This window comes from Micromonospora sp. MA102, assembly GCF_025460765.1.
Taxonomy (GTDB): domain Bacteria; phylum Actinomycetota; class Actinomycetes; order Mycobacteriales; family Micromonosporaceae; genus Micromonospora; species Micromonospora halotolerans.
Genome location: NZ_JAMWEG010000009.1, coordinates 187,285 through 205,735, shown reverse-complemented (window position 1 = coordinate 205,735; position 18,451 = coordinate 187,285). Strand labels below are relative to the sequence as shown.

Sequence of the window (18,451 nt, the reverse complement as noted above, 5' to 3'; positions counted from 1 at the left end):
ATGCCGGGAACACCGCCGACCCGCTTCGTCTACCTGGGTCCCGAGGGCACCTTCGCCGAGCAGGCACTGCGCACCGTCCCGGCCGCCGAGCGAGGTGGCCGGACACCGGCGCGCAGCGTGGGCGAGGCGCTGGACGCCGTACGGGCGGGCGAGGCCGACGCGGCGCTGGTGCCCATGGAGAACTCGATCGGCGGCGCGGTCGGGGTGACCCTGGACGAGCTGGCCGAGGGGGAACCCCTGGTGATCACCCGTGAGGTGATCCTGCCGGTCGAGTTCGTGCTCGCCGCCCGCCCCGGGATCGCGCTGGCCGACGTGCGCACCGTGGCGGCCCACCCGCAGGCGTCCACCCAGTGCCGGGGCTGGCTGCGCGACCACCTGCCCGACGCCACGGTGGTCGACGTGCTCTCCAACGGCGCCGCCGCGGCGGGCGCGGCGAACGGCGAGTACGACGCCGCCATCTGCGCCCCGATCGGCGCCACCCGGCACCGGCTGGCCGTGCTCGCCGACAAGATCGCCGACCACCCGGACGCGGTGACCCGGTTCGCGCTGGTCTCCCGCCCCGGCCCGCCCCCGCCGCCGACCGGCGACGACGTGACCTCGCTGGCGGTCTACATCGCGCACGACCGGGTCGGCGCGCTGCTGTCGGTGCTCACGGAGCTGGCCACCCGCGGGGTGAACCTGACCCGGATCGAGTCCCGTCCCACCGGCGAGGCGCTCGGCCGTTACGTGTTCTTCCTCGACTGCACCGGCCACGTGGCCGACGTGCGCCTCGGCGAGGCGTTGCAGGGGCTGCGACGGGTCTGCGCGGACGTCCGCTTCCTCGGCTCGTACCCCCGGCACCGCTGGAACCCGGCGGCGGGCGACCGGCCGGTCCCCGCGCCGGCCGGCCTCTCCGACAGCGACTACGCGGACGCGGCGGCCTGGCTGTCCCGGCTGCGCGCGGGCGAGCTGAACTGACGGTGCCGGGGCGCCCGGAGGGGGCGCCCCGCGCACCGGGCGGTCACTGGAGCAGGCCGCCGAGCAGGCCGCCCTGCTGCTGCTGGGCGCCGCTGCCCTGCACCGGCGGCTCCTCGGAGGGCTGGACCACGACGAAGCCCTGGCCGGCGAAGCTCATCGTGAACGCCTCGCCGGTGCTCCGGCCGAGCAGCGTGCCCAGGCCGAGCTGCTCGGCGCGGTGGTAGCCGGTCTGGAGGTTGGCCGACCAGCAGACCGCGGCCTGCGGGTCGACGTAGGTGGGCTGGTCGACGTTGAGCACGACCGGGGTGCCCTTCGTGGTGATCGCGATCCGGCCGTGGCCGGTGAAGACGCAGTTGAACAGGCCGGACGAGGACGCCATCCCGGCACCGCCGACCATCTTGATGTCGTACTGGAGCGTCGAGTCGAAGGCCAGGACGCTGGAACCGTTGATCGACAGCGCGTCGCCGGGCTCCAGGTCGATGATGTGCACGTCCTTGGCGAGCTCGGCGAGGAAGACGTCGCCGCGCCCGGAGAGCTTCATCAGCGGCACGCCCTCACCGGTGAGCCGCTGCTTGATGAACTTGCCGATGCCGCCGGAGCCGAGCGCCTGGAACTGCACCTGACCCTGGTACGCGACCATGGACCCGACGCGGGCCATCGCCTCGCCGTTCAGCTCGATCTTCAGCATCTTGGAGTTCTGCAGCCGCATGCCCGGCTGCTGGGACTCCTTCTCAAGGTTCTCCGCGGAGAACAGCGCGCTGCGCATGGGTTTTCCTCCTGCATCGGGATGTGCCTGCACCGGAGGTTAGGGGACCCGCGCAACAGCGGGGATCGGCCGAGCGGGGCGCGCCGCGGGCCCGGTCAGCCCCAGCCGAGGGCGTGCAGGCGCTCGTCGTCGATGCCGAAGTGGTGGGCGATCTCGTGCACCACCGTCACGGCGACCTCGTCCACGACGTCGTCCTCGGTGTCGCAGATCCCCAGGATGGGATTGCGGAAGATGAGGATGCGGTCCGGCAGCACGCCGGCGTAGTCCCAGCCCCGCTCGGTGAGCGCGTGCCCCTCGTAGAGCCCGAGCAGGTCCTCGCCCGGCGGCGGGTCGTCCTCGACCAGGATGACCACGTTGCTCATCAGCCCGAGCAACTCCTCGGGCACCTCGTCGAGCGCCTCGCCGACGAGTTCCTCGAACCGCTCCCGGCTCATCTCCACGGCCACGCGGCCCGGTCACCCCTTCACGATCGGCACGCGGCACGGCAAGGGCGCCCGCCGGGCACCCCTGCCGTGTCGGGGGCGGTCAGCCCAGGCGGGCGTTCAGCGTGATCTGCGCGCCGGGGGAGAGCAGCCGGGAGATCGGGCAGTTCTCCTTGGCCGCCTCGGCCAGCTTGGTGAACTCGGCCTCGTCCAGGCCCGGGACCTGACCGACGGTCTCCAGCTCGATCCGGGTCACAGTCATGCCCGCGTCGGTCTTGTCGAAGTGCACCTTGGCGGTGGTCTCCACCGAGGTGTCGGTGGCGCCCGCGTCGGCGAGCTGCTTGGAGAGGGCCATCGAGAAGCAGCTGGCGTGCGCGGCGCCGATCAGCTCCTCGGGGTTGGTGCCCTCGCCCTCCTCGAAGCGGGACTTGAAGGAGTAGTTGCCGGTCAGGCCGCCCTTGCCGGTGTGGACGGTGCCGGACCCCTCGGTGAGGTTGCCCTGCCAGCGAGCGGATGCGGTACGGATAGGCATGGCACCGACGCTAACGGAAAGCGGCCGCGCCCGCACCGGCCTGTGGCCCTTGTGGTCCCCGTCATCACGTGCCGGCCGTGTCATGATTCGGGGCAGGCCCGCGTACGGGAAGGTGGCCGATGTCCCAGGATCCCCCCGTCCCCAGGCAGGACAACCGGTCCGACGACACGACCGTCGTGGAGTGGGGCGACGCCGAACCAGCTGCGCCCGGCCGCGTCGGGCGCTCGCTCGCCGGCCTGGGCCGGGACCACCGCCTCCCGCCGGTGCTCGCCGGTCTCGGCGCGGTGGCCGCGGTCGCCTCGCTGATCGGCGAGTGGCTGGTGATGACCGTGCCCGACGAGGGCCCGGACGGGAGCAGCACGGTCCGGCTTCCGAGCGGGGTCGCCGAGGTGGGCGGCTTCGGGGTGGCGTACCTCGTGGGGCTGCTCGGCCTTGCGGTCGCCGTGGCCCTGGCGCTGCGCGGCGCGCCGGCGGTGCGGCAGCACGCCCGGATCGCCGGTCTCGGCCTCGCGGCGGGCCTGCTGGCCGTGCTCGTCGCGACCGCCTTCTCCCTGCAGGAGGTGGGCCGCCGCGCCCTCTTCTTCCCGATCGAGCAGCGGTTGCAGGTGGAGCACGGGCGTGGCCTGGTCACCGCCTTCCTCGCCACCGTGCTGCTGGCCGCCGCGCTGCACCTGTCCGGCCGGGCCGGCGGCGCGCCGGCCGGCCGGGTGGACGAGCGCCGGGCGGAGCCGGGTGACGGGGAGCCGGACGCCTGGTCCGGCCGCGGCCGGCGCCGGGCGACCGGCGACGAGCTGCCGCCGGCCCCGGCGGACCTGAGCGTGCAGCCCACGACGCCCTTCGCCCGGCCCGAACCGCCCCGCTGACGGGGCGGCAACCAGGCCGTTCCCCGACCCCGGACCGCCCGGCGTGCGCCCCGCGGAGCGGGCCGTCCGGGACACCGGACGGCCCGCCGCGGGTTGGTGTCCGATTCGCCGAAAAGCCATGGTTGGGACCCGTTCCGCGAGATACGGTTGCTGCCCGCCGTCCGGTGGCCACGGCACCGAGGACCTGGACGGCCGACGCGACGGCGGCGGGCGAAGGAGGAACCATGACCCGCCCGGGACTGCCCAAGCTGATCGCCACCGACCTCGACGGCACGCTCGTCCGCAGCGACGACACCGTCTCGGCGTACACCCACGAGGTGCTTGACCGGGTGCGGGCCGCGGGGATCCCGGTGGTCGGCGCCACCGGCCGGGGGCCCCGCCTGACCGAGCTGACCCGCAACGACATCCGTGCCGCCGACTTCCTCGTGATGGCCGGCGGGGGCCGGGTGGTCGACCAGAGCGACCCGGCGGGGCCGCTGGTGCTGCGCGACGAGCGGCTGTCGGGCAGCGTGCTGGCCCGGATCCTGGCCGACCTGGAGGCGGCCGTCGGTCCGCTCACGGTCATGGTGGAGGCGTCGGACGAGCCCGACGCGCCGCTCTGGGGCGACTACCACCCGAGCTGGCCCTACCAGGACCGGTTCGAGGTGCGCAGCCGCGCGGAGTGCCTCTCCGGCGACGTGCTCAAGGCGTTCGCGCGGACCGCCGACCACCACGTGGACGAGCTGCTGGCGGCGGCCCGCCGGATCGTCCCGGCCCGGCTGGCCACGCTCACCCAGGCCGGGCTCGGCTTCGTCGAGATCTGCCCGCCCGGGGTGGACAAGTCCACCGGGCTCAGCGTGGTCGCCGAGCGGCTCGGCGTCGACCCGGCCGAGGTGCTGGTCTTCGGCGACCAGCCGAACGACCTGCCGATGTTCGAGTGGGCCGGCTGGGGCCGCGTGGCGGTGGCCAACGCGCACCCGGAGGTGCGGGCCGCGGCCGACGAGATCACCCTGCGCAACGACGACGACGGCGTCGCGGTCTACCTGGACCGACTACTCTCCCGGTGATGGGAGAGGCACCTCGGCTCGTCGCGACCGACATCGACGGCACGCTGCTCCGGGACGACCGGACGCTCAGCCCGCGCACCGCGGGGGTACTGGCCCGGATCTCCGCGGCGGGCACGCCGGTCGTGCTGGTCACCGGCCGCCCCATCCGCTGGCTCCAACTCGTGTACGAGCAGCTCGCCGAGCCGCTGCCGGCGATCTGCGCGAACGGCGCGGTGGTGTACGACCCGGTCACCGACGAGGTGCTCCGCGCCGATCCGCTCGCCCCCGAGCTGCTGGCCGAGGTGGCCCGGCGGCTCCGCGCCGAGGTGCCCGACGTGAGCTTCGCGGTGGAGATCGTGGACAGCCGGCAGATGCGGCACGAGGCGCACTACCCGCTGCGCTGGGACGCCGACGCCGACGCGATCCGGGCCATCGAGTCACCCGAGGAGCTGCTCGCCGCCCCGGCGGTGAAGCTGCTGGCCCGCGCCGGTGAGCAGGACCCGGACGTGTTCGTCCGGGTGGTGGCCGGCGCCCTGCAGGGGCTGGCCGAGGCGACCCACTCGTCGTACAGCGGGCTGGTGGAGATCTCCGCCGCCGGGGTGACCAAGGCGGCCGGCCTGGCCTGGTACGCGGCGCGACTCGGCATCGACGAGCGGGACGTGCTGGCCTTCGGCGACATGCCGAACGACGTGCCGATGCTGACCTGGGCCGGGCGGGCGGTGGCGGTCGCCAACGCCCACCCGGCCGTCCTGGCGATCGCCGACGAGGTCACCGGGGCGAACACGGAGGACGGTGTGGCCGCGTACCTCGAACAGGTCTTCGGGGTGGCCTGAGCGGCCGGCCGGTCAGAGGTACTGGCCGGGGGTGTGGCCCTCGTTGCCCTGCGGCATGCCCGGCATGCCCGGCACCATTCCGCCGCCCGGGCCGCTGGGCAGCGCCTGCCGGCCGGAGCGCATCTGCTCCAGCTGGACGCGGGCGGCCATCTGCTGGGCGACCAGCGCGGCCTGGATCCCGTGGAACAGCCCTTCCAGCCAGCCGACCAGCTGGGCGTGGGCGATCCGCAGCTCGCCCTCGCTGGGCGCCTGGTCCTCGGTGAAGGGCAGCGAGATCCGTTCCAGCTCCTCGCGCAGCTCGGGGGCGAGGCCCTCCTTCAGCTCGACGATCGAGCGCTCGTGGATCTCCCGCATCCGGTTCCGGCTGGCGTCGTCCAGGGGTGCCGCCTTGACCTCCTCCAGCAGCTGCTTGATCATGCTGCCGATCCGCATCACCTTGGCGGGCTGCTCGACCAGGCGGGTCGGATCCTCGCCCTGGCCCTCCTCGGTCTGCACCGTGCCGACCGGCCGGCCGTCCGGCCCGACCACCACCACGGTGCCGGGGATGCCATCGTTGCCCTGTTCGTCGTCCTGTCCGGCGAAGCGCGCTTCGGTCATGGGACCCATCTTTACCCACGTCCACCACGCGCACGCGCCCGGACCGGCTGCCGGGCCGGGTACCACCCGGCCGGGGCGCGCTACCGTCGCCGTCATGCCCGCAGACCCGCGCGCCGTGCTGACCCGGCCGGCCCCGCCGCCGGACGCCACCGTCGCCTATGGCGACCACCCGGACCAGTGCGCCGACCTGCGCCGGCCGGCGGGCGACGGGCCGCCCCGCCGGCTGGTGGTCGTGGTGCACGGCGGTTTCTGGCGGGCCGAGTACGACCGCACCCACACCGGCCCGATGGCGGCGGCGCTGGCCGCGCTCGGCCACCCGGTCGCCCAGGTCGAGTACCGGCGCACCGGCCAGCCGGGCGGGGGCTGGCCGCACACGCTCACCGACGTGCTGGCCGGGGTGGCGGCGCTGCCCGGGTTGGCCGCGGCCGCGCTGCCGGGCCTGGTGGCGTCCGCCCCACCGATCGTCGTGGGCCACTCGGCCGGCGGGCACCTGGCGCTGTACGCCGCCGCGCACGCCCCGACCACGGTCGGCGGTGTGCTGGCGCTGGCGCCGGTCGCGGACCTCGCCGAGGCGTACCGGCTGGATCTGGACTCCGGCGCGGTGGCCGCGCTGCTCGGCGGCGGCCCGGCCGACTTTCCGGACCGGTACGCGGCCGCCGATCCATCGGCATTGGTGCCGGTACAACCACGGACAGTAGTCATGCATGGCCTTCTCGACCAGCAGGTCCCGATCGCCATCAGCCGGTCCTGGGTGGCGGCCGCCCGGGCTGCGGGCAGTGCAGCCACGCTGATTGAGCTGCCCAAATGCGAGCATTTCGGGCTGATCGCGCCGGACTCGGCGGCCTGGCCGCAGGTGGTCGACGCGTTGCGGTCGCTTCACGATGATCTTCACGGCATTGACGCAGCGTCGCGGAGCAGGTAGAACGCCGAGGGGGCGTTGCACCCTGGCCGCTCCATCGGGAAGGAAATTGGTGTCACAGATGAACCGCAGGCGGGCGCTACAACTGCTGGCCGCACTGGGTACCACCGGGTTGGCGGCGGGCTGTGGCTCCGGAACCGACACCGCCGACGAGGCGAAGCCCGGCAGCCCCATCAAGATTGGTCTGATCGTTCCCGGCAGTGGGCCGAACAAGGTCATCGGCGACGAGATCATCAACGGGTTCCAGATGTTCCTCACCCTCAACGAGGGGCAACTCGGCGGCCACCCCGTGACGCTGGTGCCGGCCGAGGAGGGCGACACCGCCAAGACCGGCCAGGCCGCCGTCGACCGGCTGGTCAAGGAGGGCGTGCTGGCACTCACCGGCGTGGTCAGCTCCGCAGTGATGCTCGGCATCCGGGACGCCGTGGAGCAGGCGCGGGTGCCGTTGGTCGGCTCCAACGCCTCCCCCATCAGCCTGCAGAGCGTCGTCTACATCTGGCGGACCTCCTACGTGCTGAACGAGCCGGGCGAGGCGCTCGGGCAGTACCTGCGGGACAAGCTGGACGAGTCCAGCCGGATCGCGATCTTCGGCACCCAGGGCCAGAGCAGCCGGGACGTCATCGACGGCCTCCGGCGCGGCTACGAGCAGGGCGGCCGCCGGCTGACCGATGACCCGGTCCTCACCCCCGACTACCCCAACCCCGGCAAGGGCGCCTACACGGGCTCGATCCGCAAGGCCCTGGACCGGCGGCCCGCGCCCGACGCGGTCTTCTGCCACTACTTCGGGGTGCAGGCCGTGCAGTTCGTCAAGCAGCTCTACGCCGAGGGCTACCGCGGCCCCGTCTACGCGCCCGGGTTCCTGACCGAGGGCACCGTGCTCGGCCAGCTCGACGACGGCGAGAAGGGCGAGGAGCGGGGGCTGATCGAGAAGTACGGCATCGAGACCGCGCTGAACTACTCGGCCGACCTGAACAACACCGCCAACCGGGTGTTCGCCTCGGCGTACCGCAAGACCTACAACGCCTCACCCACCACCTACGCGATGGCCTCGTACGACGCCGCGCAGGTGCTGAACAAGGCGATCCGGCTGGTCGGCGGCAACCCGACGCCGCAGCAGGTCAACCTGGCGCTCGGCAAGATCGGCCAGATCGACAGCCCGCGCGGCGCCTGGCAGTTCAACCAGTCGCGCACCCCGCAGCAGAAGTGGTACCTGCGCCGGGTCCAGCTCGACGGCCAGATGCTCGCCAACGTCGTGATCAACGAGCTGGCGACGCTCGGCTGATCCACCCCGCGTACGCGAAACGGGCGGCCTCCCCTCGGGGAGACCGCCCGTTCCCGTGCGGTCAGTGGCGCAGCTCGGCGATACAGCACTTCACGCTGCCGCCGCCCTTCTTCAGCTCGGCCAGCTCGACCGGGACCGGGTGGTAGCCGGCCGTCTTGAGCTTGCCGGCCAGCCGGGTCGCCTCGCTGTTCAGCACGACGTTGAGCCCGTCGCTGACCAGGTTGAGTCCGAAGGTCAGGGCGTCCTCGTCGTCCGCGACCACCGCGTCGGGGAAGAGCTGGGTGAGCACCTTCTGGCTGGCCGCCGAGAAGGCGCCCGGGTAGTAGACGATGTTCTCGTCGTCGATCGAGGCGAGCGCCACGTCCAGGTGGTAGAAGCGCGGGTCGACCAGGCGCAGCGAGACCACCGGCCGGTGGAGCGCCTCCTGCGCCTCGGCGTGCGCGGCCAGCTCGGTGCGGAACCCGTGGCCGGCGAGGATCAGCCCGCCGTACGCCTCCGGCAGGTAGGCGAAGTCACCCTCGCCCTCGTTGGTCTCGCTCGGCGCGATGAACCGCCAGCCGTTCTCCTCGTAGAACGCCCGGTGCGCGGCGGCCTCGGCGGCCCGCTGCTCATGCTTGAACTGGGCGCCGTAGACCGTGCCGTCCACCACGAACGCGCCGTTGGCGGCGAAGACCATGTCCGGCAGCCCCCGCCCGGGGGTGAGCAGGTGCACCTCGTGGCCGAGGCCGACCAGGGTCTCGCGCAGGCGGTCCCACTGCTTGACCGCCAGCTCGGCGTCGACCGGGGCGGTCACATCCATCCACGGGTTGATCGCGTACTCGACCGCGAAGTGCTCGGGCGAGCACATGAGATATGTCCGCTTTCGCGGGACTCGCTGCTGGTTCACGGTCACCAAGAGTAGGTACGGTACAACTTTGGTAACAGCCACAACCATTGCTTCCCAGAGGCGGAACGTTGCAGATAGACGCGGTCGACCAGCGAATCATTGCGTTGCTCGTGGCGGATGCCCGCGCCTCGTACGCGGACATCGGCACGCGGGTGTCACTCTCCGCCCCCGCCGTCAAGCGCCGGGTCGACCGACTCCGATCGGCGGGGGTCATCCGCGGCTTCACCGCGGTCGTCGACCCGGCCGCCGTCGGCTGGACCACCGAGGCGTTCGTCGAGCTGTTCTGTGCCGGCCGGACCACCCCCGCCCAGATCGGCGCCGCCGCGCGGCGGCATCCCGAGGTCGTCGGCGCGTACACCGTCTCCGGCGAGGCGGACGCCCTCGTGCACCTGCGGGCCGCCGACATCGCGCACCTGGAGGAGGCACTGGAGCGGCTGCGGGCCGAGTCCTTCGTCACCTCGTCCCGCAGCACCATCGTCCTCTCCCGGCTGGTCGAGTCCCCCGGCGTCGGTCCCTCCTCCCCTTGACCTGAACCGCACTTCATGTCGTCAACTGGGACCGGACGTACCGGGGCGACAACGGGGAGGCGACGTGCGGGCGGTGTGGCTACGGGAGTTCGGCGGGCCGGAGGTGCTGGTCCCCGGACCGGCGCCCGATCCGGTGCCCGGCCCGGGACAGGTGCTCGTCGAGGTGGCGCACGCGAACATCACCTTCGTCGAGACGATGTTCCGCGCGACCGGGTTCGGCCCGTTCACCGCCACGCTGCCGGTGATCCCCGGCAACGGCGTCGGCGGGACGATCACCGGGGTGGGCCCCGACGTCGATCCGGCGCTGCTCGGCCGGCGGGTGGTCAGCAGCACCGGCGGCACCGGCGCGTACGCCGAGCGCGTGGCGGTGGACCAGGGCGCACCGATCCCCGTACCGGACGGGCTGCCGCTGGACGCGGCCGTGGCGCTGCTCGCCGACGGCCGGACCGCGCTCATGCTGGCCCGGGCGGCGGCGCTGCGGCCCGGCGAGCGGGTGCTGGTCGAGGCGGCGGCCGGCGGGGTGGGCGGCCTGCTCACCCAGCTCGCCACGGCGGCCGGCGCACGGGTCGTCGCCGCGGCCGGCGGCCCCCGCAAGGTCGCCCTGCTGCGCGAGCGCGGCCTCGACCCGGCGGTCGACTACCGGGAGCCGGGCTGGACCGACCGGGTCAGGGCGGCCGTCGGCGGGGTGGACGTGGTCTTCGACGGGGTGGGCGGGCCGCTCGCCCGCGCGGCCTTCGACCTGCTCGACCGGGGCGGTCGGATGGTCAGCTTCGGGCTTGCCGGCGGCGCCTGGGCGGACGTGCCCGAGGCGGAGGCCGCGGCCCGGGGGGTGACCCTGCTCCGCCCCCGCGGCACCCCCGACGAGCTGCGCGCCCTCACCGAACAGGCGCTCGCCGAGGGGGCCGCCGGCCGGCTCCGGCCGCTCATCGGGCAGCGGTTCCCGCTGGAGCGGGCCGCCGACGCGCACGCCGCCATCCAGTCCCGGGCCACGGTGGGCAAGACCCTCCTCGACGTCCGCTGACGCCGCTGGGCCGTGCCGCCGCCGTCAGAGGTACATGCCGGTGCGGTGCTCCTCGGTGCGGGCCGGCTTGTCCCCCTCGCCGAAGAAGCGCTTGCCGCCGAACTCCCCGTGCAACCGGTCGTCCAGCTCGTCGGCCAGCCCGGTCATCACCTGCACGGCGAGCATCAGGTGGGTGGCCTGGAAGTTGCGGCCGAACACCGGGATCGAGGCCCACACGGTGTCGTCGGCGCAGTAGAGCCGGCCGATCGGCATCCGGTTGGTCAGCTCGGAGAGCTTCACGTAGAGACGCTCGGTCGGCTCGACCTCGGTGAGCACCGGGGAGAAGACGTCGACCAGGGGCGGGTTGTCGCGGACCCGCACGAAGACCATCGCCGAGCCGGCGCGGATATTGATGTCGCCGTCCGAGTCGACCTGCACCTGGTCGGCGTTGGACTTCAGCATCGTGGAGACGACCGTGCGGACCCGCTCCTCCAGGGCCAGCACGTCGTTCTCGCCCGCCTGGGCGGCGGCCGCAGCCGCCAGCGCCTCGTCGAGGTCGGCCTCCACGTCGCGGTCCGGGCCGAACTCGCTGCGCGCGGTGCCGAGCGGCTCCTCCGGCAGCGGCTCCCCCTCGGCGTCGTGCACGAGGTAGACCAGGAAGGCGGGGTGCGGGGCGCCGTAGACGTCGCGGAGGGTCCGGGACAGCACCGCCGACAGTCGGGTGGCCTCGTCGGCGAGGCAGTCCAGGCCGAACTGCTCACCGGAGCCCGCCACCACGCCGGGCGGGGACCAGCCGAGCGCGATCATGTCGGCCACCGCGGCCCGGTCCAGCCGGTAGCCCTGCGGCAGGGTCGCGTTGCCGACGGCCCGCGCCGACAGGCGGCCCTCCTCGCCCGCGTCCACGCTCACCGAGTAGACGGCGTCACCGGTGCCGGAGGCGGTCGGGTCGAGGGTGACCTCCAGGTGCGCGCCGGCGGGCAGCCCGCGCAGCCGGTCGGCCAGCGCGCGAGCGAACTCCCGCCAGGCCTCGGTCACCTTGGCTCGCAGGTCGGCCGTGGTCGGCTCGTCCAGCAGGATCGACTCGTGCTGCTCCGGCGTCGCGCCGGCGGGCTCACCAGCCGGCGCCGAGGGGTGGTCTGCCGTCATGATCGCCTCCGTCCGTCCTCGCCACCCTACCCACGGAGGATGGGGGCCCAATCACCCCGACCGGCATCGGACAGCGGGCCGGAAGGCCTTAGTCGGCGGGGGCGGTCCCGTCCAGCTCCACGGGCCACGTGCCGGCCAGCGCGCCGAGCCGGGCGGCCGCCGCGGCCGGGTCCGCGCCGCGTCCCACAGCCATCCCCAGCAGGTACGCGGTCACCGGCGCTCCCGGTCGCAGCACCTGGTGCGCCACGTCCCTGGCCAGGTCGAGCACGGTCGGCACCGGCACCTCGGCCGGGTCCAGCCCCAGCTCGGCGCAGGCCGCCGTGACCCAGTCGTCCATCGCCGTCATCTCGTCCACTCCTCGGCCCGGCGTACGTCCTCGTCAGTGTCGCAGTCGAACCACGGTGGCGGCCCGGACCCGGACCAGGACACCTCCCGCACGGTCGCGCCGGCCAGCAGCCCGCGCACCGGCGCCCCGTCGACCGTGCCGCCCCGCTCGGCGGCGAGCCGGTCCAGCGCGGCCCGGAGCGCGCTCACCCGCCACACCGCGCAGAGCTGCTGCCGGCGGCCCCCGTCGTCGACGTAGCACGCCACCCCGGCGGCCGAGCCGTCGAGGGCGCCTCGCAGCTCGGCCACCGCCGCGGGCGTGAGCAGCGGCAGGTCGGCCGCGAGCAGGGCGACGGTGCTGGTGCCGGGGTCGAGCAGGGCCAACCCCGCCGCCGTCCCGGCCACCGGGCCGCCGCCGGGCGGCTCCTCGCGGGTCACCCGGACCCCCTCGGGCACCGGGCCGGCCGGGCCGACCACGATCCGCTCGCCCGCGTCGGCCACCGCCGCCAGCACCCGGTGCAGCATGGGCCGGCCGCCGACCGGCCGGGCCGGCTTGTCCACCCCGCCCATCCGGCGGGCCGCGCCACCCGAGAGCACCACCGCCGCGTACGCCGTCACCGGCCCACGGTAACCGCGGCGGCGTCGCCGTGCGGGTGGCCCGGGGCGCGGGGCAGGATGGGCGGCATGGGACGGGCGACTGACCGGCGGGGCGTGCTCCGGATCGACCTCGACGCGGCGGCCGACGGGCGGGCGCGGATCCGCCGACAGGACACCCTCGCGGTGGAGGAGCCGCTGGAGATCCGGGTGGGCCCGCCGGGCCCCGGCCGGCGCAAGCCGCTCGCGGTGACCATGCGCACCCCCGGCGACGACCTGGACCTGGCGATCGGCTTCCTGCTCACCGAGGGGCTGATCCGGTCGAGCGACGACGTGCGCACCGCGCAGCTCTGCGCCGGGGCGGAGACCCCCAACACCTACAACGTGGTCGACGTGGTGCTGGCCCCCGGAGTGCCGGAGCCCGTCACCGACCCGTCCCGGAACTTCTACACGACCAGCTCGTGCGGGGTCTGCGGCAAGGCGAGCATCGACTCCGTCCGGACCCGCTCGCAGTTCGCCGTCCGCGAGGATCCGCTGGCGGTGACCGCCGAGCTGCTCGCCGGGCTGCCCGACCGGCTGCGCGCCGCCCAGCGCGCCTTCGACCGCACCGGCGGCCTGCACGCGGCCGGCCTCTTCACCGCCGACGGTGAGCTGGTGGTGCTGCGCGAGGACGTCGGCCGGCACAACGCGGTGGACAAGGTGGTCGGCTGGGCCGTCCGGGAACGCCGGCTGCCGCTGGCCGGGCACGTGCTGCTGGTGTCCGGCCGGGCGAGCTTCGAGCTGACCCAGAAGGCGTGGATGGCCGGCGTCCCGCTGCTCGCCGCGGTCTCCGCGCCCAGCACGCTCGCCGCCGACCTGGCCGAGGAGGCCGGGATGACGCTTGTCGGCTTCCTGCGCGGCAGGACCATGAACGTCTACACGGGGGCGCAGCGCGTGCCCGGCTGAGCCGGTCACCGGCGGGGACGGCGCCGCCGGCGGCGCAGCACCGTGCCGGCGGTCGCCGGCCAGCCGTCCAGCTCGGACGGGGACAGCCCGCGGCGGAGCGCGTCGTCGAGGAGCACGGCGAGCGGGTAGCCGGGATGCGCGGCGAGCACCCGTTCCAGGGCGACCGCCGCCAGGGCGCCGTGCCCGGCCCGCCACGCGGCGAAGGCCAGGAGGCAACCCGGGGCGGCGATCAGCTCCGGCTCGGCCCGGCGCAGCACGTCGGTCCAGAGGCCGATGTCGGCGTCCCGGCCGTCCGTGCGGGACCAGGCGTGGTCGCGGACCTCGAGGTGGGTGAGGAGGACCGTCAACCAGGCCACCTCGTCGTCGCCCAGGCGCTCACCGCGCCGGTGCCGCCGGAACGCGCCGCGCACCGCCGCCACCCCTGCGGATCCGACCGGAGGGCCTCCGGCGAGCCCGGCCAGGCGGCCGTGGGCCCGGGCGGTGGCACGGCGCATGGCCACCCGGACCGGCCCGCCGATCGGGGCGACCTGCGCGGCCAGCGCGGCACGGTCGGGCAGGGCGACCTGACCGGCGAAGACGGCCGCCGCGCTGACCCGGCTGGCCGCCGGGTCGTACGGGGTGCCCTCGGGCGGGCAGCAGGCCGGCTCGGCGCAGAGGTAGGACCACCAGCGCCCCTCGGTCACCCGGAGCGCGTCGAGGACGACGAGCCCGGCCTGGTCCAGGGCCTCGCCGACCGCGTCGACCGCGCCGGTGACCCGGGCGGCCGGGCCGTAGCCGAGCACGGTGGCGGCGTCGGCGCCCTGGCGGGCCACCACCTCGGCCAGGTGCCGCGCGGCCGGACGCGGGTCGCTGCCCGGCTCGGGCAGGTCGCCCCGCGCCGCGAAGACGACCCGCCGGCCGCGCACCGCCACCACCACGACGCTGTCGGCGGGATGGAAGCCGAGCAGGTACGGCACGGCGGCCACGAGGTCGGCGGGCGAGCGGACGGCGAGGCGGGGACGCTCCGTGGAGTTCATGCCGGCAGCGTGCGGCGCACGGGTGCCGGCCCGACAGGCCCTGTGGACGACACGCGGGTTGTCCACAGACACGGAGAGTATCGGGCCAGGTGGGCGAGGAACGGCACACCGCTGAGCCGTGCACGGCCCGCGCCGGCCGCGCGGACCGGCTACGTTGCGCTCATGGACCTGGCGTACCTGCGGGCACACCCGGAGCACCTGCCGACCTTCCTGACCCACCAGCGGATCCGGGAGACGCCGGTCTCCGGCGGGGACATCTGCGCCGCGTCCCGGCTCACCCTGGACGACGGGCACTCGGTCTTCGCCAAGACCTGGCCCGAGCACGCGGAACGGGCCGTGCCCGAGGGCTTCTTCACCGCCGAGGCGGCCGGGCTGCGCTGGCTGCGCGAGGCCGGCACGGTCGCCGTACCGGAGGTGGTGGTGGCGCTGCCCGAACTGCTGGCGCTCGACTGGGTCGAGCCCGGCGAGCCGACGCCGGAGGCGGCCGAGCTGTTCGGCCGGGAGCTGGCCGGGCTGCACCGGGCCGTCGCCCCCGCCTTCGGCGCCGAGTGGCCCGGGTTCATCGGCGCGCTGCCGCAGGACAACACGCCCGACCCGGGCCCGTGGTCCGCGTGGTTCGCGCGGCGGCGGCTGCTCCCCTACCTGCGGATGTCGGTCGACAACGGCGCGCTCACGCCCGCGGAGGCCGGCCCCGTCGAGGAGCTGATCGACCGGATCGCCGAGTTCGGCGGCGACGAGCCGCCGGCCCGGATCCACGGCGACCTCTGGCCCGGCAACCTCCTGTGGGGCGTCGACGACCGGGTCTGGCTGGTGGACCCCGCCGCGCACGGCGGCCACCGGGAGACCGACCTGGCCCAGCTCGCCCTCTTCGGCGGCCCGCCGCACCTCGACCGGATCACGGCGGCCTACCGGGAGGCGTGGCCGCTGGCCGACGGCTGGCGGGAGCGGGTGCCGCTGCACCAGCTCCACCTGCTGCTGGTGCACACCGCGCTGTTCGGCGCCGCGTACCGGGCCGCGGTGGACTCCGTCGCCCGCGCCGCACTGCGCGGCGCCGGACGCGCTACGGTCGACGGGTGACCGCCGCCCCGACGACGACCGACGGGGTCCTCGTCGACCGCTACGGCCGGATCGCCCGGGACCTCCGGGTCTCGCTGACCGACAAGTGCAACCTGCGCTGCACCTACTGCATGCCCGCCGAGGGGCTGCCCTGGCTGGCCGGGCCGCAGCTGCTCGATGACGACGAGATCGTCCGGCTGATCCGGGTTGCCGTGCAGCGGCTCGGCGTCACCGAGGTCCGCTTCACCGGCGGCGAGCCGCTGATCCGGCCCGGCCTGGCCCGCATCGTCTCGGCGGTGGCCGCGCTGGAGCCCCGCCCGCGCATCTCGCTGACCACCAACGGCATCGGCCTGGACCGCCTCGCGCCCACCCTGCGCGCCGCCGGGCTGGACCGGGTCAACGTCTCGCTGGACACCCTGGACCGCGCGCGGTTCGCCGAGCTGACCCGTCGGGACCGGCACGCCGACGTGCTGGCCGGGCTGGCCGGCGCGGCGGCGGCCGGGCTGACCCCGGTGAAGATCAACACCGTGCTGATGCGCGGCGTCAACGACGACGAGGCGCCCGCGCTGCTCCGCTTCGCCCTGGCCCACGGCTACGAGCTGCGGTTCATCGAGCAGATGCCGCTGGACGCCCAGCACGGCTGGGACCGGTCGACCATGGTCGTCGCCGACGAGATCCTCGCCGCCCTGCGCGCCGAGTTCGCGTTGACCGCCGACCCGGGCGGGCGGGGGGCGGCCCCGGCCGAGACCTGGCTGGTGGACGGCGGCCCGGCCCGGGTCGGTGTGATCGCGAGCGTGACCCGGCCGTTCTGCGGCGACTGCGACCGGACCCGGCTCACCGCCGACGGTCAGGTCCGCAACTGCCTCTTCGCCACCGAGGAGTCCGACCTGCGCGGCGCACTGCGCGGCGGGGCGGACGACGAGGAGCTGGCCCGGCGCTGGCGTGCCGCGATGTGGGGCAAGCGGGCCGGGCACGGCATCGACGACCCCACCTTCCTGCAACCCGCCCGCCCCATGTCGGCGATCGGAGGCTGACCGGTGCAGCTCACCGTCCGCTATTTCGCCGGCGCGCGGGCCGCGGCCGGGCGCGCCGAGGAGACCGCGACCGCCGGCCGGTCGCTCGACGCGCTCCTGGACGAGCTGACCGAGCGGCACGGCGAGCGGCTGGCCATGGTGCTGAAGGCGGCGAGTTTCCTGGTCGACGGGGTGGCCTGCCATGATCGTCAGGCACCGCTGCCGGCCGGGGCGACGGTCGACGTGCTGCCGCCCTTCGCGGGCGGCTGAGGGAGGCTCCCGTGTTGGCGATGGCGTCGTTCGTGGGCTTCGCTGTGCTCGTCACCGCCCTGATCCACCTCTACCTGTGGAAGCGGCTGGTGCGGGACACCACCCGCCCGGGCCGCCTGCGGAAGGCCGGCGGGGTGGTCGCGCTGCTGCTGGCGCTGCTGGTCCCGGCGACCATGGCGGGCACCCGCAGCGGCGCCCAGTGGCTGGCCTGGCCCGGCTATCTCTGGCTGGCCCTGATGTTCTACCTGCTGGTGCTGCTGCTGGTGCTGGAGGTGCCCACGGCGGTCGTGAAGCTCGTGCTGCGCCGCCGCGAGCGCGCCGTCGCCGCCACCGATTCCGAGCCGGCGCTGGTCCCGGCCGGGTCCACCGCCGGCCGGGGGGACCTCGCCGGTGGGCCGGACCGGGTGCCGGCCGGCGGCGCGTCGGCGTCGCCCGTCGCGCTCGCGGACCCGCCGGCCGTGGAGCCGGCCGGCCTGTCGGAGGCCACGGCCGGCCGGCCCGCCCCCTCGGCCGATGGTCCGAGCGATCCGCCGCCCGGTACCGGCACCCCACCCGCCGCGCCGGACCACGACCCGTCCCGCCGGTTGCTGCTGGCCCGGGGCGCCGCCATCTTCGCCGGGCTCACCGCCGCGAGCGTGACCGGGTACGGCGTGCGCACCGCAATGGGACCGCCCCGGCTGGACCGGGTGCAGATCCCGCTGGCCAAGCTGCCCCGCGCCATGGACGGGCTGCGCGTCGCCACCGTCTCGGACATCCACCTCGGGCCGCTGCGCGGCCGGGCGCACACCGAGCGGATCGTCGCGATGATCAACCGGCTCGACGCCGACCTGGTGGCCGTCGTCGGTGACCTGGTCGACGGCTCGGTGGCCGAGCTGGGGCCGGCCGCGGAACCGCTGCGCGACCTGCGCTCGCGCCACGGCAGCTTCTTCGTCACCGGCAACCACGAGTACTACTCCGGTGTGGAGGAGTGGGTACGCGAGGTGGACCGGCTCGGCCTGCGGGTGCTCCAGAACGAGCGCCAGGAGATCCGGGCGCGGGGCGGCGTGCTCGACCTGGCCGGCGTCAACGACGTCACGGCCGCCGGCACCGGGCTGGCCGCCCCCGCCGACTACGCCGCCGCCCTCGGCGACCGGGATCCGTCCGGCCCCGTGGTGCTGCTGGCCCACCAGCCGGTGGCCGCGCACGAGGCGGCGAAGTTCGGCGTGGACCTCCAACTGTCCGGGCACACCCACGGCGGCCAGATGGCGCCGTTCAACCTGCTGGTGAAGCTCCAGCAGCCGGTCGTCTCCGGCCTGGGCGAGGTGGACGGCACCAAGGTCTACGTCACCAACGGCGCCGGCTTCTGGGGCCCGCCGGTCCGGGTGGGCGCGCCGCCGCAGGTGACCCTCGTCGAGCTGCGCGCCCCATAGCGCCTCCGGGCCGCCCGGTCCAGCACCGCATTGCTCAGGTCACGCGTACGCGTGGCGGCGGGCGGCCGG

Annotated in this window: 22 protein-coding genes; 13 read left to right on the top strand and 9 right to left on the bottom strand. The window is 74.9% G+C overall.

From position 1 onward, the window contains the following. The gene (gene pheA / locus NFX44_RS19985; RefSeq protein ID WP_262285069.1) at nt 1-957 is read left to right on the top strand and encodes a prephenate dehydratase; all 957 of its coding nucleotides are present in this window, start codon (nt 1-3) and stop codon (nt 955-957) included. 43 nt (nt 958-1,000) lie between these two features. Here the strand turns inward: pheA and NFX44_RS19980 are convergent, their stop codons facing one another. The 3 genes from NFX44_RS19980 to NFX44_RS19970 form a co-directional block, all read right to left on the bottom strand. Continuing rightward, the gene (locus NFX44_RS19980) at nt 1,001-1,723 is read right to left on the bottom strand and encodes an AIM24 family protein (protein WP_089011966.1); all 723 of its coding nucleotides are present in this window, start codon (nt 1,721-1,723) and stop codon (nt 1,001-1,003) included. A 95-nt stretch (nt 1,724-1,818) separates the two neighbouring features. Next, complete coding sequence (locus tag NFX44_RS19975) at nt 1,819-2,163, bottom strand: metallopeptidase family protein (RefSeq protein WP_262285176.1); 345 nt, start codon at nt 2,161-2,163, stop codon at nt 1,819-1,821. 85 nt (nt 2,164-2,248) lie between these two features. Then, nucleotides 2,249-2,677 (bottom strand): OsmC family protein, encoded by a 429-nt coding sequence (locus NFX44_RS19970; RefSeq protein WP_262285068.1) that lies wholly within the window; start codon nt 2,675-2,677, stop codon nt 2,249-2,251. Between the two features lie 119 nt (nt 2,678-2,796). On the opposite strand from NFX44_RS19970, the gene NFX44_RS19965 reads away from it, so the two are divergent. The 3 genes from NFX44_RS19965 to NFX44_RS19955 all read left to right on the top strand — a co-directional run bounded on the left by NFX44_RS19965 (nt 2,797) and on the right by NFX44_RS19955 (nt 5,398). Next, nucleotides 2,797-3,540: a hypothetical protein gene (locus NFX44_RS19965; protein ID WP_262285067.1), complete on the top strand. Its 744-nt coding sequence runs from the start codon at nt 2,797-2,799 to the stop codon at nt 3,538-3,540. Between the two features lie 224 nt (nt 3,541-3,764). Then, complete coding sequence (locus tag NFX44_RS19960; RefSeq protein ID WP_262285066.1) at nt 3,765-4,586, top strand: HAD family hydrolase; 822 nt, start codon at nt 3,765-3,767, stop codon at nt 4,584-4,586. Then, the gene (locus NFX44_RS19955; protein WP_262285065.1) at nt 4,586-5,398 is read left to right on the top strand and encodes an HAD family hydrolase; all 813 of its coding nucleotides are present in this window, start codon (nt 4,586-4,588) and stop codon (nt 5,396-5,398) included. Before NFX44_RS19960 ends, NFX44_RS19955 begins: the two co-directional genes overlap by 1 nt. Nucleotides 5,399-5,410: 12 nt before the next feature. Here the strand turns inward: NFX44_RS19955 and NFX44_RS19950 are convergent, their stop codons facing one another. Further along, nucleotides 5,411-6,004 (bottom strand): bacterial proteasome activator family protein, encoded by a 594-nt coding sequence (locus NFX44_RS19950; protein WP_262285064.1) that lies wholly within the window; start codon nt 6,002-6,004, stop codon nt 5,411-5,413. A gap of 85 nt (nt 6,005-6,089) precedes the next feature. On the opposite strand from NFX44_RS19950, the gene NFX44_RS19945 reads away from it, so the two are divergent. Together NFX44_RS19945 and NFX44_RS19940 are read left to right on the top strand one after the other, a co-directional pair. Continuing rightward, entirely contained in the window at nt 6,090-6,917 is an 828-nt protein-coding gene (locus NFX44_RS19945) for a S9 family peptidase (protein WP_262285063.1), read from the top strand. 49 nt (nt 6,918-6,966) lie between these two features. Beyond that, nucleotides 6,967-8,196, top strand: coding sequence for an ABC transporter substrate-binding protein (locus NFX44_RS19940; RefSeq protein WP_262285062.1), 1,230 nt, complete (start codon nt 6,967-6,969; stop codon nt 8,194-8,196). A gap of 61 nt (nt 8,197-8,257) precedes the next feature. Here the strand turns inward: NFX44_RS19940 and ddaH are convergent, their stop codons facing one another. After that, on the bottom strand, nt 8,258-9,091 hold the full coding sequence (gene ddaH, locus NFX44_RS19935) for a dimethylargininase (RefSeq protein ID WP_369015320.1): 834 nt from the start codon (nt 9,089-9,091) through the stop codon (nt 8,258-8,260). A 59-nt stretch (nt 9,092-9,150) separates the two neighbouring features. Here ddaH and NFX44_RS19930 point away from each other — a divergent pair, with 59 nt between their 5' ends. Both NFX44_RS19930 and NFX44_RS19925 read left to right on the top strand, forming a co-directional pair. Continuing rightward, nucleotides 9,151-9,609, top strand: a complete 459-nt coding sequence (locus NFX44_RS19930; protein ID WP_262285061.1) for an Lrp/AsnC family transcriptional regulator — start codon at nt 9,151-9,153, stop codon at nt 9,607-9,609. A gap of 64 nt (nt 9,610-9,673) precedes the next feature. Then, nucleotides 9,674-10,630, top strand: coding sequence for a zinc-binding dehydrogenase (locus NFX44_RS19925; protein ID WP_262285060.1), 957 nt, complete (start codon nt 9,674-9,676; stop codon nt 10,628-10,630). A gap of 24 nt (nt 10,631-10,654) precedes the next feature. Here NFX44_RS19925 and NFX44_RS19920 read toward each other — a convergent pair whose 3' ends face one another. The 3 genes from NFX44_RS19920 to NFX44_RS19910 all read right to left on the bottom strand — a co-directional run bounded on the left by NFX44_RS19920 (nt 10,655) and on the right by NFX44_RS19910 (nt 12,697). After that, on the bottom strand, nt 10,655-11,755 hold the full coding sequence (locus NFX44_RS19920; protein WP_262285059.1) for a YbjN domain-containing protein: 1,101 nt from the start codon (nt 11,753-11,755) through the stop codon (nt 10,655-10,657). Between the two features lie 88 nt (nt 11,756-11,843). Next, complete coding sequence (locus tag NFX44_RS19915; protein ID WP_262285058.1) at nt 11,844-12,101, bottom strand: DUF6457 domain-containing protein; 258 nt, start codon at nt 12,099-12,101, stop codon at nt 11,844-11,846. Further along, nucleotides 12,098-12,697, bottom strand: a complete 600-nt coding sequence (locus tag NFX44_RS19910; RefSeq protein WP_262285057.1) for a molybdenum cofactor guanylyltransferase — start codon at nt 12,695-12,697, stop codon at nt 12,098-12,100. The genes NFX44_RS19915 and NFX44_RS19910 overlap by 4 nt, the downstream gene beginning before the upstream one ends. A gap of 66 nt (nt 12,698-12,763) precedes the next feature. Here NFX44_RS19910 and fdhD point away from each other — a divergent pair, with 66 nt between their 5' ends. Then, on the top strand, nt 12,764-13,618 hold the full coding sequence (gene fdhD / locus NFX44_RS19905; RefSeq protein ID WP_262285056.1) for a formate dehydrogenase accessory sulfurtransferase FdhD: 855 nt from the start codon (nt 12,764-12,766) through the stop codon (nt 13,616-13,618). Nucleotides 13,619-13,623: 5 nt separating this feature from the next. Here the strand turns inward: fdhD and NFX44_RS19900 are convergent, their stop codons facing one another. Further along, entirely contained in the window at nt 13,624-14,634 is a 1,011-nt protein-coding gene (locus tag NFX44_RS19900; RefSeq protein ID WP_262285055.1) for a DUF4192 domain-containing protein, read from the bottom strand. Between the two features lie 162 nt (nt 14,635-14,796). Here NFX44_RS19900 and NFX44_RS19895 point away from each other — a divergent pair, with 162 nt between their 5' ends. The 4 genes from NFX44_RS19895 to NFX44_RS19880 are packed head-to-tail and all read left to right on the top strand — an operon-like array spanning nt 14,797 to nt 18,382. After that, on the top strand, nt 14,797-15,711 hold the full coding sequence (locus NFX44_RS19895) for a fructosamine kinase family protein (RefSeq protein ID WP_262285054.1): 915 nt from the start codon (nt 14,797-14,799) through the stop codon (nt 15,709-15,711). After that, a complete protein-coding gene (gene moaA, locus NFX44_RS19890; protein WP_262285053.1) occupies nt 15,708-16,724 on the top strand; it encodes a GTP 3',8-cyclase MoaA in 1,017 nt (338 codons plus the stop codon). The genes NFX44_RS19895 and moaA overlap by 4 nt, the downstream gene beginning before the upstream one ends. A 3-nt stretch (nt 16,725-16,727) precedes the next feature. After that, complete coding sequence (locus tag NFX44_RS19885; RefSeq protein WP_262285052.1) at nt 16,728-16,973, top strand: MoaD/ThiS family protein; 246 nt, start codon at nt 16,728-16,730, stop codon at nt 16,971-16,973. A gap of 20 nt (nt 16,974-16,993) precedes the next feature. Next, on the top strand, nt 16,994-18,382 hold the full coding sequence (locus NFX44_RS19880) for a metallophosphoesterase (protein ID WP_262285174.1): 1,389 nt from the start codon (nt 16,994-16,996) through the stop codon (nt 18,380-18,382). Nucleotides 18,383-18,451: the final 69 nt, after the last annotated feature.